At 65.9% G+C, this 25,558-nt stretch carries 32 protein-coding genes; 18 read left to right on the top strand and 14 right to left on the bottom strand.

The window, feature by feature from the left end:
• Nucleotides 1–105 precede the first annotated feature (105 nt).
• A complete protein-coding gene (locus tag QXH22_RS02720; protein WP_306274862.1) occupies nucleotides 106–1,161 on the top strand; it encodes a DUF4192 domain-containing protein in 1,056 nt (351 codons plus the stop codon).
• Between the two features lie 14 nt (nucleotides 1,162–1,175).
• Here the strand turns inward: QXH22_RS02720 and QXH22_RS02715 are convergent, their stop codons facing one another.
• From QXH22_RS02715 to QXH22_RS02705, 3 genes are all read right to left on the bottom strand, one after another.
• Entirely contained in the window at nucleotides 1,176–1,868 is a 693-nt protein-coding gene (locus QXH22_RS02715) for a metal-dependent transcriptional regulator (protein ID WP_306274861.1), read from the bottom strand.
• A gap of 147 nt (nucleotides 1,869–2,015) precedes the next feature.
• On the bottom strand, nucleotides 2,016–2,987 hold the full coding sequence (gene sigB, locus QXH22_RS02710) for a sigma-70 family RNA polymerase sigma factor SigB (protein WP_306241219.1): 972 nt from the start codon (nucleotides 2,985–2,987) through the stop codon (nucleotides 2,016–2,018).
• A gap of 147 nt (nucleotides 2,988–3,134) precedes the next feature.
• A complete protein-coding gene (locus QXH22_RS02705; RefSeq protein WP_306241218.1) occupies nucleotides 3,135–3,542 on the bottom strand; it encodes a DUF3099 domain-containing protein in 408 nt (135 codons plus the stop codon).
• A 76-nt stretch (nucleotides 3,543–3,618) separates the two neighbouring features.
• Between QXH22_RS02705 and QXH22_RS02700 the strand changes: the two genes are divergently transcribed.
• On the top strand, nucleotides 3,619–3,858 hold the full coding sequence (locus QXH22_RS02700) for a DUF3039 domain-containing protein (protein ID WP_065043172.1): 240 nt from the start codon (nucleotides 3,619–3,621) through the stop codon (nucleotides 3,856–3,858).
• Here the strand turns inward: QXH22_RS02700 and QXH22_RS02695 are convergent, their stop codons facing one another.
• Together QXH22_RS02695 and QXH22_RS02690 are read right to left on the bottom strand one after the other, a co-directional pair.
• On the bottom strand, nucleotides 3,859–4,854 hold the full coding sequence (locus QXH22_RS02695) for a YihY/virulence factor BrkB family protein (RefSeq protein ID WP_306241217.1): 996 nt from the start codon (nucleotides 4,852–4,854) through the stop codon (nucleotides 3,859–3,861).
• Between the two features lie 65 nt (nucleotides 4,855–4,919).
• The gene (locus QXH22_RS02690) at nucleotides 4,920–5,105 is read right to left on the bottom strand and encodes a hypothetical protein (protein WP_306241216.1); all 186 of its coding nucleotides are present in this window, start codon (nucleotides 5,103–5,105) and stop codon (nucleotides 4,920–4,922) included.
• Nucleotides 5,106–5,225: 120 nt separating this feature from the next.
• Between QXH22_RS02690 and QXH22_RS02685 the strand changes: the two genes are divergently transcribed.
• Complete coding sequence (locus QXH22_RS02685) at nucleotides 5,226–5,606, top strand: DUF952 domain-containing protein (protein WP_306275947.1); 381 nt, start codon at nucleotides 5,226–5,228, stop codon at nucleotides 5,604–5,606.
• A gap of 44 nt (nucleotides 5,607–5,650) precedes the next feature.
• Here QXH22_RS02685 and QXH22_RS02680 read toward each other — a convergent pair whose 3' ends face one another.
• Nucleotides 5,651–6,022, bottom strand: coding sequence for a RidA family protein (locus QXH22_RS02680; RefSeq protein WP_306274860.1), 372 nt, complete (start codon nucleotides 6,020–6,022; stop codon nucleotides 5,651–5,653).
• A 106-nt stretch (nucleotides 6,023–6,128) separates the two neighbouring features.
• Here QXH22_RS02680 and QXH22_RS02675 point away from each other — a divergent pair, with 106 nt between their 5' ends.
• Nucleotides 6,129–6,563: a DUF4352 domain-containing protein gene (locus QXH22_RS02675; RefSeq protein WP_306274859.1), complete on the top strand. Its 435-nt coding sequence runs from the start codon at nucleotides 6,129–6,131 to the stop codon at nucleotides 6,561–6,563.
• Nucleotides 6,564–6,566: 3 nt separating this feature from the next.
• On the opposite strand, the gene QXH22_RS02670 is transcribed toward QXH22_RS02675, so the two are convergent.
• Together QXH22_RS02670 and ppgK are read right to left on the bottom strand one after the other, a co-directional pair.
• On the bottom strand, nucleotides 6,567–8,045 hold the full coding sequence (locus QXH22_RS02670; RefSeq protein ID WP_306274858.1) for an RNA polymerase sigma factor: 1,479 nt from the start codon (nucleotides 8,043–8,045) through the stop codon (nucleotides 6,567–6,569).
• A gap of 178 nt (nucleotides 8,046–8,223) precedes the next feature.
• A complete protein-coding gene (ppgK, locus tag QXH22_RS02665; RefSeq protein WP_306241212.1) occupies nucleotides 8,224–9,012 on the bottom strand; it encodes a polyphosphate--glucose phosphotransferase in 789 nt (262 codons plus the stop codon).
• Between the two features lie 114 nt (nucleotides 9,013–9,126).
• On the opposite strand from ppgK, the gene QXH22_RS02660 reads away from it, so the two are divergent.
• Nucleotides 9,127–9,999, top strand: coding sequence for an inositol monophosphatase family protein (locus QXH22_RS02660; protein WP_306274857.1), 873 nt, complete (start codon nucleotides 9,127–9,129; stop codon nucleotides 9,997–9,999).
• Nucleotides 10,000–10,001: 2 nt separating this feature from the next.
• Here the strand turns inward: QXH22_RS02660 and cei are convergent, their stop codons facing one another.
• Nucleotides 10,002–10,655 carry an envelope integrity protein Cei gene (gene cei / locus QXH22_RS02655; RefSeq protein WP_306274856.1) on the bottom strand — a complete coding sequence of 218 codons (654 nt, stop codon included), beginning with the start codon at nucleotides 10,653–10,655 and terminating at the stop codon, nucleotides 10,002–10,004.
• Between the two features lie 191 nt (nucleotides 10,656–10,846).
• Between cei and QXH22_RS02650 the strand changes: the two genes are divergently transcribed.
• A complete protein-coding gene (locus QXH22_RS02650; RefSeq protein ID WP_036468275.1) occupies nucleotides 10,847–11,149 on the top strand; it encodes a DUF4193 domain-containing protein in 303 nt (100 codons plus the stop codon).
• Between the two features lie 27 nt (nucleotides 11,150–11,176).
• Here the strand turns inward: QXH22_RS02650 and QXH22_RS02645 are convergent, their stop codons facing one another.
• Nucleotides 11,177–11,653, bottom strand: a complete 477-nt coding sequence (locus QXH22_RS02645; RefSeq protein ID WP_306274855.1) for a DUF3093 domain-containing protein — start codon at nucleotides 11,651–11,653, stop codon at nucleotides 11,177–11,179.
• A gap of 25 nt (nucleotides 11,654–11,678) precedes the next feature.
• Here QXH22_RS02645 and dut point away from each other — a divergent pair, with 25 nt between their 5' ends.
• Both dut and QXH22_RS02635 read left to right on the top strand, forming a co-directional pair.
• Nucleotides 11,679–12,143: a dUTP diphosphatase gene (dut, locus tag QXH22_RS02640; protein WP_306241208.1), complete on the top strand. Its 465-nt coding sequence runs from the start codon at nucleotides 11,679–11,681 to the stop codon at nucleotides 12,141–12,143.
• Between the two features lie 34 nt (nucleotides 12,144–12,177).
• Nucleotides 12,178–12,951, top strand: coding sequence for a DUF3710 domain-containing protein (locus QXH22_RS02635; RefSeq protein WP_306274854.1), 774 nt, complete (start codon nucleotides 12,178–12,180; stop codon nucleotides 12,949–12,951).
• A 10-nt stretch (nucleotides 12,952–12,961) separates the two neighbouring features.
• Here QXH22_RS02635 and QXH22_RS02630 read toward each other — a convergent pair whose 3' ends face one another.
• Nucleotides 12,962–13,675, bottom strand: a complete 714-nt coding sequence (locus QXH22_RS02630; protein ID WP_306274853.1) for an alpha/beta hydrolase — start codon at nucleotides 13,673–13,675, stop codon at nucleotides 12,962–12,964.
• A 155-nt stretch (nucleotides 13,676–13,830) separates the two neighbouring features.
• Between QXH22_RS02630 and QXH22_RS02625 the strand changes: the two genes are divergently transcribed.
• Together QXH22_RS02625 and QXH22_RS02620 are read left to right on the top strand one after the other, a co-directional pair.
• Entirely contained in the window at nucleotides 13,831–14,199 is a 369-nt protein-coding gene (locus QXH22_RS02625; protein WP_205877551.1) for an OB-fold nucleic acid binding domain-containing protein, read from the top strand.
• Between the two features lie 33 nt (nucleotides 14,200–14,232).
• The gene (locus QXH22_RS02620; RefSeq protein WP_306241205.1) at nucleotides 14,233–14,892 is read left to right on the top strand and encodes a DUF3159 domain-containing protein; all 660 of its coding nucleotides are present in this window, start codon (nucleotides 14,233–14,235) and stop codon (nucleotides 14,890–14,892) included.
• Here the strand turns inward: QXH22_RS02620 and QXH22_RS02615 are convergent.
• On the bottom strand, nucleotides 14,889–15,551 hold the full coding sequence (locus QXH22_RS02615; protein ID WP_306241204.1) for a TrkA family potassium uptake protein: 663 nt from the start codon (nucleotides 15,549–15,551) through the stop codon (nucleotides 14,889–14,891). The genes QXH22_RS02620 and QXH22_RS02615 overlap by 4 nt on opposite strands.
• A gap of 61 nt (nucleotides 15,552–15,612) precedes the next feature.
• Nucleotides 15,613–16,284, bottom strand: a complete 672-nt coding sequence (locus QXH22_RS02610) for a TrkA family potassium uptake protein (RefSeq protein ID WP_133435350.1) — start codon at nucleotides 16,282–16,284, stop codon at nucleotides 15,613–15,615.
• Nucleotides 16,285–16,417: 133 nt separating this feature from the next.
• Between QXH22_RS02610 and QXH22_RS02605 the strand changes: the two genes are divergently transcribed.
• The 7 genes from QXH22_RS02605 (at nucleotide 16,418) to QXH22_RS02575 (ending at nucleotide 22,743) form a co-directional block, all read left to right on the top strand.
• Nucleotides 16,418–18,415 carry an APC family permease gene (locus QXH22_RS02605; protein ID WP_306274852.1) on the top strand — a complete coding sequence of 666 codons (1,998 nt, stop codon included), beginning with the start codon at nucleotides 16,418–16,420 and terminating at the stop codon, nucleotides 18,413–18,415.
• Nucleotides 18,412–19,605 carry a class I SAM-dependent RNA methyltransferase gene (locus QXH22_RS02600; protein WP_306241201.1) on the top strand — a complete coding sequence of 398 codons (1,194 nt, stop codon included), beginning with the start codon at nucleotides 18,412–18,414 and terminating at the stop codon, nucleotides 19,603–19,605. The genes QXH22_RS02605 and QXH22_RS02600 overlap by 4 nt, the downstream gene beginning before the upstream one ends.
• A 188-nt stretch (nucleotides 19,606–19,793) precedes the next feature.
• Nucleotides 19,794–20,222, top strand: a complete 429-nt coding sequence (locus QXH22_RS02595; protein WP_306274851.1) for a hypothetical protein — start codon at nucleotides 19,794–19,796, stop codon at nucleotides 20,220–20,222.
• Nucleotides 20,222–20,497: a WXG100 family type VII secretion target gene (locus QXH22_RS02590; protein WP_306241199.1), complete on the top strand. Its 276-nt coding sequence runs from the start codon at nucleotides 20,222–20,224 to the stop codon at nucleotides 20,495–20,497. The genes QXH22_RS02595 and QXH22_RS02590 overlap by 1 nt, the downstream gene beginning before the upstream one ends.
• A gap of 15 nt (nucleotides 20,498–20,512) precedes the next feature.
• Nucleotides 20,513–20,806: a WXG100 family type VII secretion target gene (locus tag QXH22_RS02585; RefSeq protein ID WP_306241198.1), complete on the top strand. Its 294-nt coding sequence runs from the start codon at nucleotides 20,513–20,515 to the stop codon at nucleotides 20,804–20,806.
• 3 nt (nucleotides 20,807–20,809) lie between these two features.
• Entirely contained in the window at nucleotides 20,810–22,099 is a 1,290-nt protein-coding gene (locus QXH22_RS02580; RefSeq protein ID WP_306241197.1) for a putative toxin, read from the top strand.
• Complete coding sequence (locus tag QXH22_RS02575; protein ID WP_306241196.1) at nucleotides 22,099–22,743, top strand: hypothetical protein; 645 nt, start codon at nucleotides 22,099–22,101, stop codon at nucleotides 22,741–22,743. Before QXH22_RS02580 ends, QXH22_RS02575 begins: the two co-directional genes overlap by 1 nt.
• 26 nt (nucleotides 22,744–22,769) lie before the next feature.
• Here QXH22_RS02575 and QXH22_RS02570 read toward each other — a convergent pair whose 3' ends face one another.
• On the bottom strand, nucleotides 22,770–23,573 hold the full coding sequence (locus tag QXH22_RS02570) for a hypothetical protein (protein WP_306241195.1): 804 nt from the start codon (nucleotides 23,571–23,573) through the stop codon (nucleotides 22,770–22,772).
• Between the two features lie 494 nt (nucleotides 23,574–24,067).
• Between QXH22_RS02570 and QXH22_RS02565 the strand changes: the two genes are divergently transcribed.
• Nucleotides 24,068–25,531, top strand: a complete 1,464-nt coding sequence (locus QXH22_RS02565) for a cation:proton antiporter (protein ID WP_306241194.1) — start codon at nucleotides 24,068–24,070, stop codon at nucleotides 25,529–25,531.
• The last annotated feature ends 27 nt before the right edge of the window (nucleotides 25,532–25,558 follow it).

Below are 25,558 nucleotides of genomic sequence, written 5' to 3'. Positions count from 1 at the left end.
ATGTGTAGACGATAAAGCCCACAGTCGTGACTTTCTCCACAAGCGGGCTGCTGAATCACGTTGCGCGAGCACGAAGTGACGGAGCCGGTCGTCACCGTGGATGCCATGACGACGCATGAACCCGACTTTGCACTGAATCGACCCGGCGCTTTGATCGCCGCGCTACCGGCCGTCCTCGGCTTCGTGCCGGAGAAATCGCTGGTGCTGGTGACTATCGAAGACGGGTTGCTGGGGGCGGTGATGCGGGCCGACCTGTCTGAAGACCTCACCGGCCGGGTGGACGACTTGGCGCGGCTCGCCGCCACGGCGGATCCGGAGGCGGCGATCGCGGTGATCGTCGACGCCGAGGGCGCGCAATGTCCGGGATGCAACGAGGACCATCGGCTGCTGTGCGGCGCGCTCGCCGACGCCCTGGCGCAGCACGGGATCGAGCACTACGCGGCGCACGTAGTGGATTTCGTTGTCGCGGGCGGACGTTGGCATTGCGTCGACGGTTGCGGCGCGAGCGGCCCGATCGACGACCCGTCGGCGTCACCGCTGGCCGCCGCTGCGGTACTGGAAGGCCGCCGCCTCTACGCGCGGCGGGCCGACCTGCAGGCGGTGATCGCCCCGGATACAGCGCGCAGCGCCGCTCTGGCCTGGGCCGTGGATCAGGCAGCACGCGCACGCGCGATCGAGCACGACGCCGACCCGACCGGCTGTAGTCGCCGCGACGTGGAGAACGCGATGGCGGTCGCCGCGCGGGTGAGCGACGGCGAACTGTTGTCCGACGGCGACCTGGCCGAGGTGGGCTGTGCGCTGACCGACGTCCAGGTGCGCGACACGCTGTACGCGCTCGCTGTGGGGGAGGACGCCGACGCTGCCGAGTCGTTGTGGGCGCTGCTGGCGCGCTTGTTGCCGCTGCCGTGGCGGATCGAGGCGCTGGTACTGCTGGCGTTCAGCGCGTACGTGCGCGGCGACGGGCCGCTGGCGGGATTGTCGCTGGACGCGGCGCTGCGCGACGACCCGCAGCACCGGATGGCGGGCATGCTGGACCAGGCGCTGCAGTCAGGCTTGCGGCCCAATGACATTCGGCGACTGGGCGGCACGGGTTACCGGCTGGCCGAGCAACTCGGCGTGCGGTTGCCGCCGCGGCAGTCCTTCGGGCAGCGAGCGGGTTAGGCGTAGGGGCGCGGTCAGACCTTCTCGACCTTGACGGCGTGCGCCATCTCGTGTGGCAGGGTGACGTTCTCGTGGCCGGGGATGAGGATGGTCACCCCGCCGCTCTGGCCGTTCTCCCCGGTGACGCGCGCATTGGGCACCACGCCGGCGTCCTTGAGGCGCGCGATCAGGTCGATGTCGCCCTGCACGTGCTCGGTGAGCTGACGGACCACGACGGCGACCGGCGATCCAGGCGGAAGTTCGGTCAGCCGCACCAGGCTGACGTCGTCGGCGCCGGAGTCCGGGCCGACGCCAAGGTCCAGAAGACCGGGAATCGGGTTGCCGAACGGTGATGTCGTCGGGTTGTTGAGCACCTTGACCAGTCGGCGCTCGACGTCCTCGCTCATCACGTGCTCCCAGCGGCATGCCTCGGCGTGCACTTCCTCCCAGGGCAGCCCGATGACGTCGACCAAGAGGCGCTCGGCGAGCCGGTGCTTCCGCATCACCGAGATGGCCAGTGCCCGGCCCTTGTCGGTGAGCTCCAGATGCCGGTCGCCCGCGACACGGAGCAACCCGTCACGCTCCATCCGGGAGACGGTTTGGCTGACGGTCGGTCCACTCTGCTCAAGCCGCTCGGCAATGCGGGCACGCAGCGGCGTCACGCCCTCTTCTTCGAGGTCGTAGATCGTCCGTAGGTACATCTCGGTGGTATCGACCAGATCGTTCATTCAGCATCCTCCGTTGCCGCCGAGTCTACTTCGCCAGCCGCGCGAGTGGTTTGTCCAAAACGCCCCACCGGCAGCAGTATGCCCGCCGCGCACGCGCGGCGGGCACACCGTCTCCTACCAAGCTTGCCAAACTGGCGTGAGCTACACCTAGCTGGCGTATGACCGCAGCCGGTCGGCCCGCTCGCCGTGGCGCAACTTGCACATCACGTCACGCTCGATCTGGCGCACCCGTTCGCGCGACAGCCCGAACAGCTTACCGATCTGGTCGAGGGTGCGCGGCTGACCGTCATCCAGGCCGAACCTCAGCCGGATCACCTGGTGTTCACGTTCGTCCAGCGTGGCCAGCACGCTGCGGATGTCGGTGTGCAGTAGTTCGGCGATCACCGCGTTCTCCGCGGACATGGCTTCGGCGTCCTCGATGAAGTCGCCCAGCGGGGCTTCCTCCTCCGAGCCGACCGGCATGTCCAGGCTCACCGGGTCGCGACTGTGCTCCAGCAGGTCGTTGATCTTCTCGATCGGAATGCCGGATTCTTCGGCCAGTTCCTCGTCGGTCGCCTCGCGGCCCAGGTTCTGGTGCATCTCCCGCTTGATCCGCGCCAACTTGTTGACCTGCTCGACGAGGTGGACCGGGAGCCGGATGGTGCGGCTCTGGTCGGCCATGCCGCGGGTGATGGCTTGCCGGATCCACCAGGTCGCGTAGGTGGAGAACTTGAATCCCTTTGCGTAGTCGAACTTTTCCATCGCACGGATGAGGCCCAGGTTGCCCTCCTGGATCAAATCCAGCAACGGCATTCCGCGGCCGGTGTAGCGCTTGGCCAGCGACACCACCAGTCGGAGGTTCGCTTCCAGCAGGTGACGACGCGCCGCCTGACCATCGCGGACCACTGCCTGCAGATCGCGTTTCCGGTTCTCGCCGAGGCGCTTCCGCGTTTCCAGCAGATGTTCGGCGTACAGCCCGGCCTCGATGCGCTTGGCCAACTCGACCTCGTCGGCGGCGTTGAGCAACGCCGTCTTGCCGATGCCGTTCAGATACACGCGCACCAAGTCTGCCGCTGGGCTTTGAGCATCCAGATCGCCGTCGAACCGGCTTGTGGTGGCCCGTGCAGTGAGTTCGGCCATTGCGCCCTCCCGATTGGCTTGTCTTGTCATGTGGTTAACGAGAAGCCCGCCGGTTGAGTTCCCACGGGATCGTCATCTCACACCCCGTGACGTGCAGAAATACGGCGCAGACCTGAGAATGTCCTGAGAAGTGGCGCGCAGGGACGGTTAGTCGGAACCGTCCGGGTCGATTGTCTGCGGTTCGGGCCGCGGTGCGACGTGCGGTCGCGGCGCCAGGGCCGGACGCTCGGCCGTCGGGAACAACGGCGTGCGTTGCCTGACGTGATCGAAGCGCCGTGGTTCGTCGGCGCTGCGCGGCGGCCGGTCGTTGGCGATTAGAACGGCGATCCACGGCAACGGAATAGAGGCCGCCACGATCAACAGTGACACCAGACCGTTGTGCCAGGCGCCGTACGCGAGCGCGGCCAGCAGCAGTGCCGGAATACGAAAAGCCATGATGGACAGGTACTTACGCACTCGAGCGCGATGCTGCACCTCGTAGGACGGTGCGGCAGCAGTGATCAGTACAGGCCGGCCCTCATGGTCGAAGCCGTCGAACTCCGGGCCCCGCTTCATACCTCCACTGTTGCACACTCTGCCGATTCCCGTTTCCCCGGTGTCTGACGGCAGGTCAGGGGGCACAATATGTGGGATGGACACCCAGACGATCGAGCGCACCGATACCCGCGAACGCACCGACGACGGGACCGGGAGCGATACGCCGAAGTACTTCCACTACGTCAAGAAGGACAAGATTGCCGAGAGCGCGGTCATGGGCAATCACGTTGTCGCGTTGTGTGGCGAGGTATTTCCCGTCACCAAGGCCGCCAAGCCGGGCTCGCCGGTGTGCCCGGAGTGCAAGCAGATCTACGAGCGGCTCAAGAAGGGCTGATCAGGACTTCGGTTCGACCGGGTCCGGCGCTTGCATCGCGGGGATGTTCGACTGGGGTGGCGCCGGATCGGTCGAGCCGGTCAGCGCTGCGGTGCGGCGAACCAGCCAGTTGCGCAGTCGGTGGGCGTGGGTGGCCGGAGCCGGCCATTCCTCTTGAATCGCAGCATTGAGCTCGGCGCCGATCATGATCGAGAAGCCGCCGAAGAACGCGAAGAGCAGGAACGCGATCGGCGTGGCCAGTGCGCCGTAGGTGTAGCCCGTGCTGCCGATCCACCGCAGGTAGAACCGCAGGCCGAGGGTGGCGACCAGGAACACTACCGAGGCCAGTACCGTCCCGGGGATCAACCGGTGCGTCGGTAGCGGCACCGGCAACGCCACCCGGTATAGCACCGTCACCCCGGCCATCAGGCCGAGGATCAACGCAGGGTAGTAGCCGTAGTGCAACAGGTTCTGCAGGCCGAGCGGAATGTGCTCGCTCACCTTGCGCGGACCGACCACCGCCACCGGCGCAGTGATCACCACGAACGCCAGCATCATGATGTACAGGAACAGCGCGAAGAAGCGCTGGCGCACCGGGTGACGCAAGGGCGTCTGGTCGTGGGCCTCCACCACCGCGTCGACGAACGACGAAATCGCCGACGAGCCCGCCCATAGTGAGATCAGGAAACCCAGCGACACCACCTCGCCGCCCGCGGTCTCGGTGATGTCGCGGATGGACGGCTCGATGATCTCGTTGACGACGTTGGGCGAGAAGAAGTTTCGGGCAGTCGACAGCGTGCTCTTGATGATCGAGGGCAGCGTGTCCGCGCCGAACAGCGGCGCGACCCACGCCAAAGCCCCCAAAATGCCCAGCAGAAGCGGTGGGGTCGACAAACAGGTCCAAAAACCGGCTTCTGCCGATTCGGAGAAAATGGAATCGTCCCACGCCTTGGACAGTGTTCTACGACTGATTTGCCAGACGTGGTGGCGGGACGGTTTTGGGACCTGGTCGTTCATACCCCCCCAGCATTGCCCATCAGACCTCGCACGCGCGACATTGCGCCGGGCGAGTTCTGCGGCAATTACTGGCTGCTGACCTCCAGCACCGCCGCCAGCTCGGCCAACTTGGCCTCGTGCTTGTTGGCGTGGTGCTGGCAGAAGAGGAGCTCAGCGCCCGAAGGCAGCTTGGCGCGGACCCGGGCAGCGGCGCCGCAGCGGTCGCAGCGGTCCGCTCGAGTGAGCTCGGGACTGGTCAGAGTTGCGTTCATGGCTCCTCCGTTCTGGCGATAATTTCACTCTGACAGACGTTCAGAGTTTTCGCCTTGTTCCCCGACCGTTATGGGGTGTGTCGTTTCTCACGAATATTTGCCCACAATTGGGGCAGGGTAATCACCGTGTTACCAACTGCCGATTTTTTAGTGCGATTGTGCTCTGAGCAGGAGTGGGCCGACGCCAGGGAGCGCGGCCTGATCCCCGCGGAACCCCCGGAGCCGCAAGCGGAGCCGTTCGTTCACCTGTCGACGATCGAGCAGGTCCATCTGCCGGCCAACCGGATCTACCACGGCCGCGACGACATGGTCCTGTTGTACGTCGACGCGTCGGCTCTGCCGGGGCCGGTCCGGTGGGAGCCGGGGGTGCCGAGCGATCCGGAATCCATGCTTTTTCCCCACCTGTACGGGCCGCTGCCGGTCGAAGCGGTCACTGAGGTCGTGCCCTACCCGCCGGCCGCCGACGGCAGCTTCCCGGCCCTCAAGGCTCACGGCCCGTGACTGACGCCGCGTCTTGGCGGCACCCGGACCCAGGACCCGACTACTCAACACTCGAGGTAGGCGTCCGCCTCGATCTCCACCAGTAATTCGGGTGCGATCAGCGCCGGCACCTCGACCATGGTGGCCACCGGACGGATCTCACCGAACACCTCGGCATGCACGTCGCCGACTTCGCGCCACCGGGAGATGTCGGTCACGTAGATGCGGGTGCGAATGACGTCGGCCAGCGTCGCGCCCGCCTGCCCGAGCGCAGTCTCGATGCGGCGCAGGGCATCCCGCGTCTGAGCGGCCAGACCGTCACCGTGTCCGGTGGTGCCGGCCACGGCGACCATTGGGCCGACGCGGACCGCTCGGGAGTAACCGACGGCCGATTCGAAGGCGGAGTCCGAAGAAACGTTCTGGCGGGTGGCGGACATGGCGTCACAGTACGGAGTGACGGATCTTGACGTCGCATGCAGACCGCCCTTTACCCGCTGGGCATCTGCTGGTAGCTGTGCTTTGGTGCGTGGCAATCGGCCACTGGTGTGGATCGCTGTAGCGCTGGCGACTTCGGGTTGCCTCGGCGCCAGGCACACCTCTGCGCCCTCACTGAACGACGAGGTCAGCATCGGCGACCTTGCCTTCACCGTGACGGCGATCAGTATCGGGGTTGCGCAGACAGGTCACCGAAGCGCGCAGGGCGTCTTCGTGATCGTCAACGTCATGGTGGACAACAAGGGCGATCGGCCCCGTTCGGTGTTCTGCCAGGACCAGACGCTCAAAGATCACGCAGGCACGCGGTACACGAACGCGGTGAACCTCGACTCTGCCGCCGACCTCGTCTCGCTCGGCCCCGGCACGAAGGCGCTCGTCAAGTGTGCGTTCGACGTGGCGTCCGGAACGCTGCCCGCCGCCATCGAACTACGCGACTCGCCGTACTCCCGGGGCGTCAGTGTGACGCTGCTGGGCGGGGCCTGAACCCTAGTCCAGGTAGTCGCGCAACACCTGCGAGCGGCTGGGGTGGCGCAGCTTGGACATGGTCTTGGACTCGATCTGACGGATCCGCTCACGGGTCACCCCGTACACCTGGCCGATCTCGTCCAGGGTGCGCGGCTGGCCGTCGGTGAGCCCGAAGCGCAGGCGCACGACGCCGGCCTCGCGCTCGGACAACGTGTCCAGCACCGACTGCAGCTGATCCTGCAGCAGCGTGAACGACACGGCGTCCACCGCGACGACGGCCTCGCTGTCTTCGATGAAGTCGCCGAGCTGACTGTCACCCTCATCGCCGATGGTCTGGTCCAGCGAGATGGGCTCACGGGCGTACTGCTGGATCTCCAGCACCTTCTCCGGCGTGATGTCCATTTCCTTGGCGAGCTCCTCCGGAGTGGGCTCGCGGCCCAGGTCCTGGAGTAGCTCGCGCTGGATGCGGCCCAGCTTGTTGATGACCTCGACCATGTGCACCGGGATGCGGATGGTCCGGGCCTGGTCGGCCATGGCGCGGGTGATGGCCTGGCGGATCCACCAGGTGGCGTAGGTGGAGAACTTGTAGCCCTTGGTGTAGTCGAACTTCTCCACCGCACGGATCAGGCCGAGGTTGCCTTCCTGAATGAGGTCCAGGAACGCCATGCCGCGACCGGTGTAACGCTTGGCCAGCGACACGACCAGACGCAGGTTGGCTTCCAGCAGATGGTTTTTCGCGCGATCGCCGTCGCGGCAGATCCACATCATGTCGCGGCGCTGAGCCGCGGGCAGCTTCTCGCCGCGCTCGGTCAGCTCGACCATCAGCTGTGTGGCGTACAGGCCTGCTTCGATGCGCTTGGCGAGCTCGACCTCTTCTTCGGCGTTGAGCAGCGCCACCTTGCCGATCTGCTTGAGGTAGGCGCGCACCGAGTCAGCCGACGCCGTGAGCTCGGCGTCCTTGCGCGCCTGGCGCAGTGCCTCGGACTCGTCTTCGTCCCAGACGAAATCACCGGATGCCTTGTCCTTTTCGGTGGGCTCGGAGATGTCCTCGTCTTCCTCGACGGGGGCGGCGGTGACCACAGCGGTCGTCACGGCCTCGCCATCCTCGGCTTCACCCTCCTCGATCTCGCCGTCCTCGGCGTCGGGAGTCACCTCTTCGTCCAGGTCGTCCAGGCTCAGGTCGCCGGCGTCGATCTCCAGGTCTTCGCCGGGCTCCACGTCGAGGTCGGTGTCGAGTTCTTCGGTGTCGACGGCGAGGTCTTCAGGCGATGCGCCGTCGGCGTCTTTGGACTTGGCCGGCGCCTTGGCTGCGGCCTTGGCGCGGGTCTTCCTCGGAGCGGCGCCGGGCGCGCCGTCTGCCGTGGGACCGGCGGCCTTCGCAGCCCGCTTCGCCGGAGCGGAACTGGTGGCGGCCTTGGCCGCCGTGCGCTTGGCAGGAGACTTCGTGGCGGTGCGCTTCACCGGCTCTTCGGTCGCCGCACTTGCCTTGGTCGGTGCCACATACACCCCTTCAGTTGGACGCACTTCCGGTGGGTCTGGGCATGGAAGACCGAAAGTGTCTGCTATGTCGAATGTCGGCGTTTGATATCAGCGTGAGTATCGCGCGCTATCGGTTTGGGCGGCCGCCGACGACCATTGTAACTTCACGATGCCGTTTGACTGGCCGAGCGGACGAAATTCAGTGCGTCACGTCTCCCACTGACGCCATTGCCGCGCCGACGATACCGGCCGCATTCTGCAGCGCGGCGGGCACCACGGGGGTGCGATTTTCCAGCAGGTGCACCCATTTGTCGGCCTTGCGGCTGATCCCGCCGCCCACGATGAACAGGTCGGGCCAGATGGCGTTCTCGATGGCAACCAGCACCCTGGTGACCTGCTTGGTCCATTTCTCATAGCTCCAGTCGTTGCGCTCCTTCACCGACGAGGCAGCACGTTCCTCGGCTTCTTTTCCGCCGACCTCGAGGTGGCCGAACTCGGTGTTGGGAATCAGCTTTCCGTTGTGGATGAGCGCCGAACCGATGCCGGTGCCGAAGGTGAGCAGCACGACCAGACCCTCATGGCCTTTGCCGGCGCCGTAGCGTTCCTCGGCCAGCCCCGCGGCGTCGGCGTCGTTGAGAATCGTGACGTCCTGGCCCGCGAGTTCGGCGCTGATGATGTCGCGGGCGTTGGTTCCGATCCAGGACTTGTCGACGTTGGCCGCCGTCTGCACGATGCCGTGGGTGACGACGCCGGGATAGGTGACCCCGAGCGGGCCGGTCCAGCCGAAACCGTTGACGACCTCGGCGATGGTCTTGGCGACCGCGTCGGGCGTGGCGGGCTGGGGAGTGAGCAGTTTGATGCGGTCGCCGATCAACTGTCCGGTGTCCAGATCGACGATTGCACCCTTGATGCCGCTGCCGCCGACGTCGATGCCGAATCCTCGGCGCTGTGCAGTGCCGGCATCGGTCCCAGAGGCGGTGCTGGTCATCGAAATCTCCTCGGCGAGACTGGGTGGTCCGCTCACCTTATCGACCCGCTGCGGCAAACGGGGTGAGGCGGGTTGCGTCCGTTGCGGACTCGGCGCGTGTGGTCCGATAGACCGGTGACAAGCCCCGCCGGACCTGAGCCCGCGCTGCTGCGCGAAATAGCCGTGACGGTCGCCAGCGAGGCGGCCGCTTTCGTGCGGAGCCGCCGCGCCGAAGTGTTCGGGCCGAGCAGAGACCTCGCCCCCGATGCCGTCGAAGTGCGCGCCAAGACCACTCCGACCGATCCGGTAACCGTCGTCGACACCGATACCGAGCAGTTTCTGCGCGAACGGCTGGCCGTACTCCGCCCGGGTGACCCCATCCTCGGCGAGGAGGGCGGTGGGCCGAGTGATGCGGCGTCCGACGCCGCCGGCGCGGTCACCTGGGTACTCGATCCCATCGACGGGACGGTGAATTTCGTCTATGGCATCCCGGCCTACGCGGTGTCGGTCGGCGCGCAGGTCGACGGTGTGTCGGTGGCCGGCGCGGTAGCCGATGTCGTTGCCGGCCGGGTGTATTCGGCGGGCAGCGGGCTCGGGGCGCACGTCACCGACGGGCACGGCACCCGGGAGTTGCGGTGCACCGCCGTGGCCGAGCTCTCAATGGCGTTGCTGGGTACCGGATTCGGATATTCACCGACGCGCCGGGTACGCCAGGCCGAACTGGTGGCGCAGATGTTGCCGGTGGTCCGCGATGTGCGCCGCATCGGTTCGGCGGCCCTGGACCTGTGCATGGTTGCCGCCGGCCAACTGGACGCGTACTACGAGCACGGCTTGCAGGTGTGGGATAGCGCGGCGGGCGCCCTGATCGCCGCGGAGGCGGGCGCACGCGTGGTGTTGCCGCCGCCGGACGCGGACGGGGCCGGCCTGGTGGTCGCCGCCGCGCCGGGCATCGCCGACGCCTTGCTGGCGGCCCTGCGCCGCGTTGGAGGCCTGGATCCGATCGAGTGAGCTCAGCAGCTGTTGGAGTGAATCTTTGCCAGCAGCGTGTGATCTGCGGGCTCGCTGGCCCCGGGGCGCAAGGTCGCCAGGACGGCGTCGATGTCGTCGTTGTGGGCCAGGGAACTGAAGTCGGTACCCAGCGCGAGATCGACGGAGTCGTCACCGCGGCTGTCGTGGAACAGCTCCGTGCATGGCGCCACCAGCCACAGTGCCGCCGCGGTGGCTTGCCCGGCCGTGCCGAAACGGATCTGTCCCTGGCAGTTCAGCCGGGTTCCTGCGTAGATCGGGTCGTTGGCGGACGTGGGTTGCGCGAAGCCCAAATCCTGTAGCGCACCGGCGATGTCGCCGGCCTGGCCACCTCTGCCGCTGGCGTTGAGGACCCGCACCTTGGTATCGCTGAGCTTGGCGGGCGCGACGTCGATCATCTCTGTCCGGGACACCTGCTCGCCGAGCTTGGCGGGCGTCTCGCTTCCGGTCGACTGCGGAGGAGGATTGCAGACCGCGACCTCGCGGACGTCCGCCGGCCGGGTCAGGGCGACGGTCCACACCACACCGGTGACCACCACCAGGAAAATCACCACGATGATGGCGGGGCGGGGATTGCGGCGCCGGAAGGGCCGACCGTGCTTGTCGAAGGCGGTACCCTCGGTGATGTGTGCAACCACACATGCACTCTAATCGCACCGTAATCACACCGTTTAAGGCCAAGTACAAGGGCTATTCCAGCGGTGTGACGTAAATCACAACCAATCCATCCGCATTCCGGGCACGAATAGTTTGGTGCACGCGTTCGACGCTGGTACAAAGCGTTCCTTGAGCTTATGAGGGCCCTGAGGGGATAAGGACGGGGAAGAAGATGCCTACCGACTATGACGCTCCACGGCGTACCGAGACCGACGACGTCTCGGAAGACTCGCTGGAGGAGCTCAAAGCACGACGCAACGAGGCGGCGTCAGCCGTGGTTGACGTCGACGAATCCGAGTCCGCCGAGAATTTCGAGCTACCTGGCGCTGATCTTTCGGGCGAAGAGTTGTCGGTGCGCGTGATTCCCAAGCAGGCCGACGAATTCACCTGCTCGAGTTGCTTTTTGGTGCAACACCGCAGCCGGCTGGCCAGCGAGAAGAACGGCGTGATGATCTGTACCGACTGCGCGGCCTGACCGCCGCACTCAGCTTCGGGGACGTTCTCAGCTCCGCAGCGCCGACAGCACCCGCTCCGGGTGGCGGCAACTCACGAGCCAGTACGGCGTCGGGTCATCGGGATCATCGAGCACCAGCAGTACCATCGGGCCGACCCATGCGCGGTGCAGGACGTAGGCCGCCGGGTCGAGCTGGCGGCCCAGAGCTGCCGATTTGGCGGTACGCGCAATCTCAGCCGATCGGGAGACCACAGTGACCGGCAGATGCGCATCGCCGGCCCACAGTTCGACGCCGGATTCACCAGCGGTGACCCGGACCTCCACGCGGCCCAGCCACAGCAACACGCCGGTCGCCACGGCGAACAGGGTGGCAAACGGGAGCCAGCCGGGCAGCGACCGTATGCCCAGGTTGACCTCGTACGCGATGATTGCCGCGAGCGTGAACCCCAGTGGCCACCACCACCAGGGCACCCACAGCCGCTCGCGATATCGCACGCTTTGCGGCGCGACGCGCGTATCGGACACGCGGTCAAGGGTAGTCTGTGCCCCCGTGTCGACCAGTCTGGCCATAGTCCGTCTCGACCCGGGCCTTCCGATGCCCAGTCGCGCTCACCACGGTGACGCCGGCGTCGACCTGTTCAGCGCCGCAGACGTCGAGCTGGCACCCGGCCACCGGGCTCTCGTGCCCACCGGCATCGCGGTTGCCATCCCGTTCGGCATGGTCGGGTTGATCCACCCGCGTTCGGGACTGGCCTCGAGGGTGGGGCTGTCGATCGTCAACAGTCCCGGCACCATCGATGCCGGATATCGCGGCGAGATCAAGGTCGCGCTGATCAACCTCGACCCCACCACCCCGATCGTGGTGCACCGCGGCGACCGGATTGCCCAGTTGCTGGTGCAGCGGGTCGAATTGGTCGAATTGGTCGAGGTTTCGTCGTTCGATGAAGCCGGGCTGGCCGAAACGTCGCGTGGCGAAGGTGGTCACGGTTCGTCCGGCGGCCACGCGAGTCTGTGAGCGGGAGACGAAGCGATGAGAAGGAGCGGGGCTGATGCCAGCATTCGGTAGACGCACACGCAAGGACGACAGCGCTTCGAAACCGCAGCCGGCCGATCCGCCCGTCAGCGCCGCCGGGGACGACCCCGCCGACGGCGACGAGGCGGTCGAAGGCCCATTCGACATCGAGGATTTCGACGATCCGGCCGACGCCGAGGCGGCGCGCCTCGACCTGGGCTCGGTACTGATACCCATGCCCGCGGCGGGCCAGGTGCAGGTCGAGCTGACTGAGACCGGGGTGCCCAGTGCGGTGTGGGTCGTCACGCCCAACGGACGATTCACCATCGCCGCCTACGCGGCGCCGAAGACGGCGGGGCTGTGGCGGGAGGTGGCCGGCGAGTTGGCCGACTCCTTGCGCAAAGACTCGGCCACGGTGTCCATCAAGGACGGTCCGTGGGGACGTGAAGTCGTGGGCAGCGCATCCGGTGCGGTGCGCTTCATCGGCGTCGACGGCTACCGCTGGATGATCCGGTGCGTGGTCAACGGACCGCACGAGACCATCGACGCGCTGACCGACGAGGCGCGTGAGGCGTTGGCGGACACCGTGGTTCGCCGTGGCGACACTCCGCTGCCGGTACGCACCCCGCTGCCGGTGCAGCTGCCCGAACCGATGGTGCAGCAGCTGCGGGAGGCCGCAGCCGCTCAGCAGGCCGGTGAGCAGGCGCCCGATCAGCCTGAGGCGCCAGCCCCGTCCAATGAGCCCGCGGCGCGTCGCAGCACCGAAGGTTCGGCGATGCAGCAGTTGCGCAGCACCTCGACCGGCGGCTGACTTTCACCGGTCAGCGATCGAGACTGCGGGCGTCGTCCAGCGCCGCCAGGCACGCGGCCCCCAGGGCCGCCGGGTGCGCGCCGATCTCGTCGAGGGTAACCGTGCGCAAGGCGGCGCGGGGTGCGGCGCTCGCCCAGTCCGCGCCGACCTGCAAGGGGTGAATCGGGTCGTCGACCGCGGCCGCCACGCCCAACGGCGGGACCAGCCGCGTCAGTTCGGCGCAGCTCGGTGCCACGTACGACGCCGCCTCCTCCATGGCGTCCGGCAGTAGCGGCCACTGCACCGCCCAGGACCGGGCCAGCTCGTCGGCCAGCCACGGCGGGCTCGAGGCCCGCATCTGTGCCGTCGTGGCTTCCAGGCCGTCGCGGCGCAACTGCGAAGCCGTGTACTGCGCGGCGAGAGCCGCCGGTGCCGGGCCTGGGTCCCCGGTCCAGGCCGGCAGCGCCGCCAGCACGGCCACGGTGCGCTCGGGGTGAGCCAGCGCCCAGGTCGCCGCAACGGCCGCACCGATCGACACTCCGCCGACCGCGATGGGTCCGGATTGCGCCGCGTCGTCGAGCGCGGCCAGATAGCCGTCGATCAATCCCTGTGGTTGCGGCGCAGGTGTGACCAACACCGCACCAGATGCCTGCAACGGGGTTGAAAAGGCCCGGTAGACGTAGTTGTCGTCGGATCCGGTGCCCGCCAGCAGCACCGTTGTGACACCGCTCAGGTCGATCACCACCTCCCCATAGTGCCTGGTGTTGTGAGACACCCGAATATCAGTGGTTTCATCTGTGTGGCATGCGGGAACCAACAGGTCTACGGTGACCGTTGGCATGGTGGAATGCTGATTTGAGACATAGCTTTCTTAACGACGTTGAGGTGTCAGGAGTGGCCATGGGGGCCCAAGGTTATCTACGCCGGCTCACCCGTCGGTTGACGGAGGACCCGGAGCAACGCGACGTCGAAGAACTGTCCGACGAAGTCCTCAGTACCGGCGCGCAGCGAGCAATCGACTGCCAGCGGGGCCAGGAGGTCACGATGGTGGGCACGCTGCGCAGCGTCGAGACGAACGGCAAGGGGTGCTCCGGCGGGGTTCGTGCGGAATTGTTCGACGGCAGCGACACAGTCACGCTGGTCTGGTTGGGGCAGCGGCGCATCCCCGGCATCGAGTCGGGACGCACCCTGCGGGTCCGGGGCCGGATGGGCAAGATGGAGAACGGCACCAAGGCCATCTACAACCCGCACTACGAAATTCAGCGGTGACGATTTCCGCCGTCACCAGCGCACCGAATTACCGTGAGCGCTAATCGTTTCAGTGCCGAGCGCATGCTGGCACAGGCCGGCGGCGTGAGCGGCCTGGTCTATTCCACGCTTCCCGTCGTCACGTTCGTGATCGCTTCCAGCGTCGCCGGCCTGCTGGCCGCCATCGCCAGCGCGCTGGCCGCGGCGGCCCTGGTTCTGCTGTGGCGGCTGATCCGTCGAGATTCCCTGCAGCCGGCGCTGTCCGGATTCTTCGGTGTGGCCGTGTGCGCGTTGATCGCGTATCTGGTCGGACAGTCCAAGGGCTACTTCCTGCTGGGCATCTGGATGTCGCTGGTCTGGGCGGTCGTCTTCGCGGCGTCGATCGTGATCCGGCGTCCGTTGGTCGGTTACCTCTGGAGCTGGGCGAGCGGCCGCGACAACGGCTGGCGCGCGGTGTCGCGGGCGGTGTACGCGTTCGACATCGCGACGCTGTGCTGGACGGTCGTGTTCATCGCGCGTTTCGGCGTCCAGGGCCATCTGTACGAGCTCGGCAAGACCGGCTGGCTGGGGGTGACGCGGATCGCCATGGGGTGGCCGCTGACGGCGCTGGCCGCCCTGGTGACGTACGGGGCGATCAAGGTCGTGCTGAGGGCATTACCGGCCGCGGAGCGCCCGGTGGCGGCCGAGATCGACGGCGAGCCCGTTCGCGACTAGCTGCTGGGCAGCAGCAGCCTGCGCAGCTCCTCTTCGGCTTCGGTGACCGCGACGAACAGCAACTCGTCCCCGCCTTCCAGCGGCTCGTCGCCCTCCGGGACGATCACCCGCGGACCCCGCAAGATGGTCACCAGTGAGACGTCGCGCGGCAACTGCAGCTTGCGCACCGGCTTGCCGCCCCACGGGGTGTCGTCGGGCAGGGTGATCTCGACCAGATTGGCCTGGCCCTTGCGGAACTCCATGAGCCGCACCAGATCGCCCACCGCGACGGCCTCCTCGATCAGCGAAGCGAGCATCCGTGGTGTGGACACCGCCACGTCGACGCCCCACGCATCGGTGAACAGCCATTCGTTGCGCGGGTCGTTGACCCGGGCCACCACCCGCGGAACCGCGAATTCGGTCTTGGCCAGCAGGCTGAGCACCACGTTCACCTTGTCGTCACCGGTGGCGGCGACGACCACGTCGAAATCCTCGAGATGCATATGCTCGAGCAGGCTCAACTCGCAGGCGTCACCCAGCAGCCAGTGCGCGGCCGGGATGGCGTCGGTGTCGAGATGATCGGCGTTGCGCTCGATCAGCGTCACGTCGTGATTGTTGGCGACGAGTTCGCGGGTGACCGAGCGCCCGACGGCACCGGCGCCGGCAACAGCTACCTTCATTTGCGCCACTCCTTAACGCCGGCTTGGAAATAGGGCAAGTCGGCGTCCTTGTGCCCGCGTTTCACTTGTCCAAGTCCTCGCTCGGCGGCAAAGCCGCAATGGCCACGGCTTCGGCGGCGCGCCCGGAGATAGCGGCGACATAGACCTGATCGCCGGCCTGCAGCACGGTCTTGGGTTCGGGCAGGATGCCGGTCCCGAAGCGGATCAGGAATGCCACCCGGGCGCCGGTGGCCTGCTCCAAGTCGGTCGCGCGGTGTCCGACCCAGTCTTCGTGCAGCACCACCTGCGCGACCGCGACGGTACCCGTCGGATCTCGCCATTTCGCCGTCTCAGTCTCCTGCGTCAGGGCGTTGAGCAGGCGATCGGTGGTCCACGGGACGGTCGCGATCGTCGGGATGCCCAGGCGTTCGTAGACCTCGGCGCGCTTGGCGTCATAGATTCGCGCGACCACGCGCCGCACGCCGAAGGTCTCGCGGGCCAGCCGCGCCGAGATGATGTTGGAGTTGTCGCCGGAGGACACCGCGGCGAATGCGTCGGCTCCCTCGATGCCGGCCCGCAGCAGCACGTCGCGGTCGAAACCCTGACCGAGCACCCGGTCGCCATCGAACTCCGGACTGAGCCGGTTGAACGCGGCGCTGTCGCGGTCGATGACCGACACGTCATGGCCGATTCGGTACAGTCCGTCTGCCACCGAAGAACCGACCCGGCCGCAACCCATCACAACCACCTTCACTCGGAGGTCCTTTCGGTTGTGTCCTGCGCGTCATTGTGATCGGCAACCTTCGCTGGCGGGCCGATTTCGGTCGTGAGAATTCTCGCCTACGGAACGCTACCGCTAAAGCCAGGTGGGCTTACTCTTGGCTCTCGTGTCCAAACTTTCAACCGCTGCGCGCCGGCTGCTGATCGGACGGCCGTTTCGCAGCGACCGGCTGGCCCACACGCTGCTGCCAAAGCGCATCGCGCTGCCGGTGTTCGCCTCCGACGCGCTGTCCTCGGTGGCCTATGCCCCCGAAGAGGTCTTCCTCATGCTGTCGATCGGCGGACTGGCGGCCTACGCGCTGGCGCCGTGGATCGGTCTGGCGGTGGCGGCGGTCATGTTGGTGGTGGTGGCCAGCTACCGGCAGAACGTGCACGCCTACCCCTCCGGCGGCGGTGACTATGAGGTGGTCACCACCAATCTCGGGCCCAACGCCGGCCTGACGGTGGCCAGTGCCCTGATGGTGGATTACGTTCTCACCGTTGCGGTTTCGACGGCGTCAGCGATGTCGAACATCGGCTCGGCGGTGCCAATCGTGGCCCACCACAAGGTGTGGTTCTGTGTGGCCGCGATCCTGCTGGTGACGGCGATGAATCTGCGCGGCGTGCGGGAATCCGGGCTGGCGTTCGCCATCCCCACCTACGGCTTCATCATCGGCGTCACGGCCATGATCGGCTGGGGTCTGTTCCGCATCTTCGTGTTGGGAAACCCGCTGCGGGCCGAGTCCGCCGGCTTCCACATGCATGCCGAGCACGGCAAGATCCTGGGCTTCGCGCTGGTTTTCCTGATGGCGCGGGCGTTCTCCTCGGGGTGCGCGGCGCTCACCGGTGTCGAGGCGATCAGCAACGGCGTGCCCGCATTCGAAAAGCCCAAGTCCAAGAACGCCGCCACCACCCTCCTGATGCTCGGCGCCATCGCGGTCACTCTGCTGATGGGCATCATCGTGCTGGCCAAGAAGATCGGCGTGCAGCTGGTCAGCGATCCGGCGACACAACTGGCCGGGGCCCCGGCCGGCTACTACCAGAAGACGCTGGTTACTCAACTGGCGGAAACGGTATTCGGCAACTTCCACATCGGTTTCGTGCTGATCACCGCCGTAACCGCCTTGATCTTGGTGCTGGCGGCCAACACCGCGTTCAACGGCTTCCCGGTGCTCGGTTCGGTGCTGGCCCAGCACAGCTACCTGCCCCGCCAGTTCCATACGCGCGGCGACCGATTGGCGTTCTCCAACGGGATCGCGTTCCTGTCCCTGTCTGCGCTGCTGGCGATCGTTGCGTTCCGTGCTGAACTGAGCGCCTTGATCCAGCTCTACATCGTCGGCGTGTTCATTTCCTTCACGCTGAGTCAGATTGGCATGGTGCGGCACTGGACCCGGCTGCTGCGCACCGAAACCGATCCGGCGGAGCGGCGGCGGATGCACCGTTCGCGGATCGTCAATACGATCGGGTTCCTCGCGACCGGCGCGGTGTTGTTGGTCGTCATGGTCACCAAATTCCTGGCCGGTGCCTGGATCGCTCTGGTCGCCATGACACTGCTGTTCGCACTGATGAAGCTGATCCGCCGGCATTACGACGGCGTCACCCGCGAATTGGCCGAGCAGGCCGCCGAGCACGGCGACGAAATAGTGCTGCCCAGTCGCAACCACGCTCTGGTGCTGGTGTCGAAGCTGCATCTGCCCACGCTGCGGGCCCTGGCCTATGCCCGCGCCACCCGGCCCGATGTGCTCGAGGCCGTCACGGTGAGCGTCGACGACGGCGAGACCCGCGAACTCAAGCACGAATGGGAAGAAAGCGACATCAGCGTCCCGTTGAAGGTGATCGCCTCCCCCTACCGTGAAATCACCCGTCCGGTACTCGATTACGTCAAACGGGTCAGCAAGGAATCGCCGCGCACGGTGGTCACGGTGTTCATCCCGGAGTACGTGGTGGGTCGCTGGTGGGAACAGTTGCTGCACAACCAGAGTGCGCTGCGGCTCAAAGGGCGTCTGCTGTTCATGCCGGGCGTCATGGTCACATCGGTGCCCTGGCAGCTGACGTCCTCGGAACGGATCAAGACGCTGCAGCCGCGTGTCGCACCCGGGGACGCCCGACGGGGCATATTCGATTGAACCTCGAATCCGCCGGCGGGGAACTGACTTTGGTCACCGGCGCCCCCGCGAACGGCGGCAGTTGCATTGCGCATCACGAGGGCCGCGTGGTCTTCGTCCGCTATGCGCTGCCCGGCGAACGGGTGCGGGCCCGGGTGACGGCCGATCGCGGATCTTATTGGCACGCAGAGGTTATCGAGGTTCTCGAGGCGTCCGAGAGCCGCACGGACTCGTTATGCCCGATCGCCGGTGTGGACGGCGCCGGATGCTGCGACCTGGCTTTCGCCGCGCCGGCGGCGGCACGCGACCTCAAGGCGCAGGTGGTGTCGAATCAGCTGGACCGTCTCGGCGGACACAGCTGGACGGGCGCGGCCGAAGCGCTCTCCGCCGGGTCGACCGGGTGGCGAACCCGGGTTCGCCTCGACGTCGGATCCGACGGGCGCCCCGGATTTCATCGCTACCACAGCGACCAGTTGGTCACCGATCTGCGCTGCGGCCAGTTGCCGGTGGGGATGCTCGACGGGCTGTCCGGGGCCGACTGGCCGGCCGGCGCCCACGTGCACGTCGTCGTCGACGACGACGGTGAGCGTCATGTGCTGCGTACGGTGCGACACGGCAAACGCGCGGTGTCGCAGGTGATCGAAGGTGACTACCACGCCGTGCAGCGGGTCGGTGCACGCAGCTGGCGCGTACCGGTGACGGCGTTCTGGCAGTCACATCGCGAGGGCGCCCGCGTCTACAGCGACTTGGTCGCCGACTGGGCACAACCCGCGTCCGGTGCGACGGCATGGGACCTCTATGGCGGTGCCGGAGTGTTCGCCGCGGTGCTCGGCGCCGCGGTGGGGGAGGCGGGCCGGGTGCTTTCGGTCGACACCGCGCGTGGGGCGACGGGAGCGGCGCGTGCCGCCTTGGCTGACCTGCCGCAGGTCGAGGTTGTCACTGATTCGGTGCGCCGCGCGCTGACAGCGCAGGACAGCTGCGCCGACGTTGCGGTGCTCGACCCGCCGCGCACCGGCGCCGGCCGCGAAGTGGTCGATCTGCTGGCCGCTGCCGGCGTGCCGAGGGTGGTTCACATCGGTTGTGAGGCGGCGTCTTTCGCCCGTGACATCGGCTTGTACCGGGGGCACGGCTACGCCGTCGAGAAGATCCGGGTGTTCGATGCGTTCCCGCTGACCCATCACGTCGAGTGCGTGGCGCTGTTGACCCGTTAGGGGGTGGCAGACGGGGTGACGCATGAATTGGCGCCGAAATGTACGTCAGCCCGTTGTTAGGATTTGCCCTACACGGGGACGTGAGCTGACGGCAGTGGGGTCAGCGCGCAGGCACATGGAGGGGACGCCGGGCCGGGCCGGCCGGTACGGTTCGGAGGCCCGCGCGAGAAGACCAGAGCGGAGATCGAATGAGTGTGTCGTGGCGGGAAACGGCCAGCGACGATTGTCAGGCTGACTTCGATGCGCTGCTGGATGAGTGTATCGACATCGCAGCGAACAACCTGGTACGCAACTGGGGGTTGGACCCGACCGCAATCGCGGTCGACGCAAGGGGCGGCAAGTCGGTCGTGATGGCTGAGGATTCACACGGCCTGTCCAGCCGCGAGGAATTGGTGAACTCCCTGCGGAGTTCGGCGTCGGCAATCAGATCGTTCGCCATTGTCAGCAGAGTCAGCGATGACTCCGCGGACACGTTGATCGAGATTCACCTCGAGCACCGCGACATCGCCATTCAGATGGTTTTCCCCTACGAGATCCCGGACAGCGCCACCTTCGATCTCGGCACGCCCCGCTCAGCGGTCGCGGACCATCGGCTGTTCACCCGCGAGTACCGCTGATGAGCAGGCCCCTGTTCGTCGATCCGGGTGCAGCACTGCATGCGGGCGCCGTTGCGCGCGAACAGTCGGAGGCGGTGACCGCGTACCTCAGGTCCGTCGACCAGGATGTCGAAGACCTCGTGGCTACCTGGAAAGGCGATGCCGCGATGGCCTATTCGGATGCTTGGCGCGAGCTTTTGCCGTTGCTGCAGTCGATGGCCGCGGAGCTTGATCGCCTCGGCGAGCACGTCAGCCGCAGCACTGCCGCCTTCGTCGAGTCAGACCTGGTCGAGTGACGGCGGGGGGTTCCGGTGGTCGAGTATTCCGTCGATCTCAAGCTGCTGCAGGAGACAACTGACAGGATCGAACGCCTCGTGCGCGATATCACGACGGCGATCGAGACAGTGCATAGCGACGTCGCTGCTCCATGCCAGGAGGCACTCATGGGGCAGACGGGCGATGCGTTCCAGGACAGGCACGCTCAATGGTCCGAGCTGATTACGCGTGCCAACGGTGAAATGGCGGAGATGCGGGCTGCGGCTCAGCGAGCACATGACAACTATTCGGCCGCGAAGTCGGCAAACCGCGCCATGCTCGGGCGGTAGTTCGTGGTCGACAGGATCAACACCCAGAGTTACTTTGACGGCGCGACCGCACTTTTCGACGTCGCCCAGGCGCTGCAGCGCGCGCAGGCCACCCTCGCCGAGGATCTTGCCGGCACCGAAGGCATGGCGGGGAAGGACGAGCGCGGCAAAGAATTCGGCGAGGCCTACGACGAGCAAGCCAGTCGGATCGAAATGTTCGGCCGCGATCTTGCGGCCGCGGTGCAAAACTACGGTCGCGTGCTGCGTCAAGCGGGTATAAATCACGCCGACGCGGAGGCCGATTCGAATATCAACGGTGGCGCCCCGATGCCCCCGCCCGCCGATCCCGGCGAGCTTCTCGCCTCGTGCGTCAACATTCCGCGAGCCAGCGGTGGTAGCAGCGACGGATTGATGGAGAACATCGGTCTGCTCGAAGAGATCGGCATCCCCGTTCCCGACGGCGATACGGAGAAACTGAAAAAAGCAGAGAACGCCTGGGCCCGACTCGGATCAGGTCAGTCGATGAACTTCGCCGACAAGGTCAATGCGATTTCATCGAAGTTCGACGAACTCAACGGCGACGAGGTCGATATCATCGTCGAGGATCTGGAGGAACTTGGTTCGCTCGTCCAAGACTACACAAGCCTCGCCAACTCGCTCAGAGATGCATGCGCCAACCACTTCGAATATCTCACTGAATTACGCAACGAACTTGACGATATTCTACAATCACTTGCGATCGACCTTGCCGTTACTGCCGCGATAGGCATTCTTTCGTCATTCGTATCCTTCGGAGCTGGTGCTGCAGTAGCAGGTGGGAAGGCCGCCGCTACGATCGCGCGGTATGCCATGAAAATCAGAGACGTCATCCAGGCGGTCAAGAGACTGAAGGCGTTTAAGAAGATATCAGAGTTCTTTGCCGGGTCTCGCGCGTCAAGCCAGAATGAGAAGCTCATCAGATTTCTTCAGATGCAGCTGAAGAGTGCCCGGACGCAGGGCATGAAAAACAACCTCAAAGGTCGGATCGGTGAGCTGAAAGCCGGGATCGATCCCAATGTTCCAAAGACGGAGATTGTTATCAACGGGCGAACAAGAATACCTGATAGAATCGATCCGATATCCCGAGAACTTACCGAAGTAAAGAATGTAAATTCCGTGGGTAAAACGAAACAAATCGAGGACATGTTGGCTTATGCTAGTCAAAGAGGCTATACCATGACTTTGGTAGTCGATACGCGTACCGCAATTTCGGGACCCCTTCAGCAGCTGGTCAACAGTGGTCAACTGCGCCTTATCAGAATGGCGTTGAACTAATGCCTGCACCAGCGCAATGGATACGGGCGCATGAACGGCTCAGTCACGACATTGCTAAAGCTGCCAAAAAGGCAGGACTGCCGTTTCGCACCATCACAGATCTCATCAATACCGACAAACGGTATCCGGAGTTGCTACCCGTCCTGATCGACTGGCTCCAGAACGTCGAGGCAAAAAGCGGGCTTACTACTCCAGCCGAGCTGCACGATTTCCGAGAAGCTCTCTACCGGTCGTTGACCACGATCGACGCGATGGGCACCGAAGCAGTGCCACTCTTGTTCGACAGCTTCTATCTGCAGCCACCCGCCCCCCCGATCATCCTGGCAACGATCGGGACTGCACTGAAGTATCTCGCGGCGCCGACCGACTACCCGCGGATGCGCCAATTGGCGGTCGACCGCACGTTGGGCTACGGACGAGCACAGATCTTCGAGTGGTTGCTGCGCGCCGACCCCGACGATGGGTTGTCGGTGGCCCTCAGTGAACTCGACGACCCGTCGGTCCGGCCGTACATCCTGCGGTCGCTGCGGGTCATCAAGCATCTACCGGCGTCCCTGCGTCCGCACATCGAGCCACTTCTCGAGGACCCTGACAGCGAAGTGCGACTGCAGGCGAAGCGGACCCTGGCGAAAGTTGGCAAGTAAATAGCCTCAGCAGTGAGCGAACTGCCTCAGGTAAGGCCGCGGCGTCGTCGAAGGATTGCCACATCGGCAGCGATGAGATCGTCGATTCGAGCCCGCAGGCTTTGTGCCGTCACGGGTACTGCCCGGCTGCGATCCGGTGTGTACACATAGTCTCCGTCTCCCGTGATCCGCACCAAGACCACAACGCCGCGCGCCCAGTCCACCCCGCGGACCGCCGAAGGTTCAGCACGGGACTGCACGGTTGCCATCAGCGTCACGTCGTCGAAGTCGGAAATTGTGGTGGTGCTTCGCACATTCGGCCGCTCGCGGATGTTCACATCGGCGTAGCTTTCGTCCTCTGAACCGCCTGCCCACCCGAGGTCGCGGTCGCCGAAGTTCGCCAGAAAGCCTGGTATGCAGATGGCCGAACGCCTCCCCGGCTGGGTGAGCCCGGTCAAACCTGCGGTCGCCGCTCCAATATCCAACGGCGAAAGGCTGTACACGTCAACGACTTCAGCGGTCGGACGCTGTACCGCGACAAAGCCGGCTTCACCTGCTCGGTGGGCAACCAGCCGGACAGGGGGAATCGCGGGCGCGAACGGCTTGAGCCGGCACTCAACCCAGATGTCAGCTTCCTTGTACGTCTCCGCCCATTGACGAAGGTGCCGGAAGTCGGCATCCATTCGCGCGGTGAAGGGCACCGTCGCCTGTTCGAGCTCGCCCCAGTACGGCTCCCTTTCCGTGCGCCACAGCGGGTACGGCACACCGTCGCCAGACTCGGCGCACATACCGATAAGGTCGTTCAACGCAACGCTGCCAACACGTTTCAGGGAAACCGTCTGCGTGGCCACCAGCAGAACGATACTGTCCCGACGCAGGGCTCTGCCGCGATCGTCGATCTGTAGGTTGTCCTGACAGCTCCTGGCGAATGCGGTGCGCGGGGTCGTCCTAACCTCATCGGTGTGCGAAGTGCTCTGTGCAGCAGTCGTTTTTACATCAAACCTGTAGCGCGCCAGCGGCACAGGGCTGCTGCGCCACATCCCGCAGTCCGCGGCTGTGATCGAAGCTCAAGCAAAAGGTGCTACCGCAGCCCGCTGATATACTCCGTCGCGGTGTGCCGGGAAGTCTGGTCGGCGACGCTTGTGTCGACCGATCGAAAGGCGTAGGTGCCTACCACCGAAGAACGGTCCGTGCGGGTGGTCAGTGTTGGCCGCATCCACGGAGCGCTGGTGCCGGAATGTGCTACCGGCCGGCGCCTTAACACCGAAGGTTCCGCTGCCGGACGGCCGCAGCACATCGCCGCTAACGTACCGGCTGTGAATCGTGAGGGTCAGAGGCGGCTCCGATGAACGAGAGCGCCCGCTACGCACTGATCGTCTTGTTCTCCAGTGGCGTCGGATTGATCGCTGTGCTGGCGAACCGTCTGACCGAGCGGGTGAAAATTCCGGTGCCCCTGCTCGTTCTGGTGGGCGCAGCGGTGACGGTACACGCGGTGCCGGTGGTGCAGCCGCCGGCCGAGCGGACCGTGGAGCGGGTGCTGACCATCGCGCTGGTGTTGGTGCTGTTCGACGGCGGCATGCATATCGGCCCCGCGCGCTTCCGCGCGGCGACGGCCCCGATTCTGTCGGTCGGCGTCCTCGGGACCGCGCTCACCGCGGCCGGGGCGACGCTGATGCTGCATTACGCGTGTGGAATCGATTGGTACGCCGCGGTTCTGGTGGCTACCGCGGTGGCGCCCACTGATCCGGCCGTGGTCTTCTCGGTGTTGGGCAAGCGCGAGATCTCCGGTCGCAGCAGCACCATCCTGGAAGGCGAGTCCGGCGCGAACGACCCGGTGGGCATCTCCCTGATGGCGAGCCTGATCGCCGCCGGTGGCCTCAGCGCCGCGGGCTTCGCCGGCGTGGGAACCCAATTCGTCCTTCAGATGGCTGTCGGCGGGGCCGTCGGTCTCATCGGCGGGCGCGCCCTGCTCGTCTTCATGCGCCGCGTCGCCCTGCCCAGCGAAGGTCTCTACCCGCTGCGAACCCTGGCGTGCGCGCTGATGCTGTACGGCATCGCCACACTGGCCCACGGCTCGGGATTCTTGGCGGTGTTCGTCGCGGGCATCGTGATCGGGGACGCGCGCGCCCCGTACAAGCCCGAGATCAAGCGGTTCCATGCTGCACTGGCGGGACTGGCCGAGATCATCGCCTTCACGGTGCTGGGGCTGACCGTCGACCTCCGGGTACTCACCCACCCGGACGTGTGGATTCCCGGGCTGGTGCTGGGGGTGGGCCTGACCGCGTTGATCCGGCCGCTGGCGGTGGGCGCGTGCCTGGTGCCGGTGCGACTGGAGCGCAACGAACGCAGTTTCATCCTGTTCGCCGGCCTCAAGGGTGCGGTGCCGATCCTGCTCGGGGAATTCCTGCGCGCCGCGCACATCCCCGAAGCCGAGCGGCTGTACGGCATCGTTGTCGTCGTCGTCATCTTCTCGGTACTGGTGCAGGGCAGCGCGGTGCCCGGAGTCGCGAGGCTGTTGCGGTTGCCGATGCGGACGGTTGAGACGCAGCCCTGGGAGATCGGTGTCCGGCTCGCGGACGAGCCGCACGGAGTCCACCGCTTCACCGTCGCTCCGGGCTCCACAGCCCAGGGATGCACCGTCGAGGGGCTCAGTGACCAGGTCGGCGACATTTGGGTGAGCATCGTCGTGCGCACCACCGGCCTGGTGCCGGTGCGCGGCGATACCGAACTGCAGGCCGGCGACGAGGTCGTCGTCCTGGCAGATCCCGAATTGCACGACACGCTCGCCGAACTGTTCGGAGCCGCCTAGACCGGCCGCTCACCCTGCTCCGGTTGC

Source organism: Mycobacterium sp. TY814, from assembly GCF_030755175.1.
Classification (GTDB): Bacteria; Actinomycetota; Actinomycetes; order Mycobacteriales; family Mycobacteriaceae; genus Mycobacterium.
Note: the sequence above shows the minus strand (reverse complement) of the source record. Positions and strands in the feature narration are given on the sequence as shown.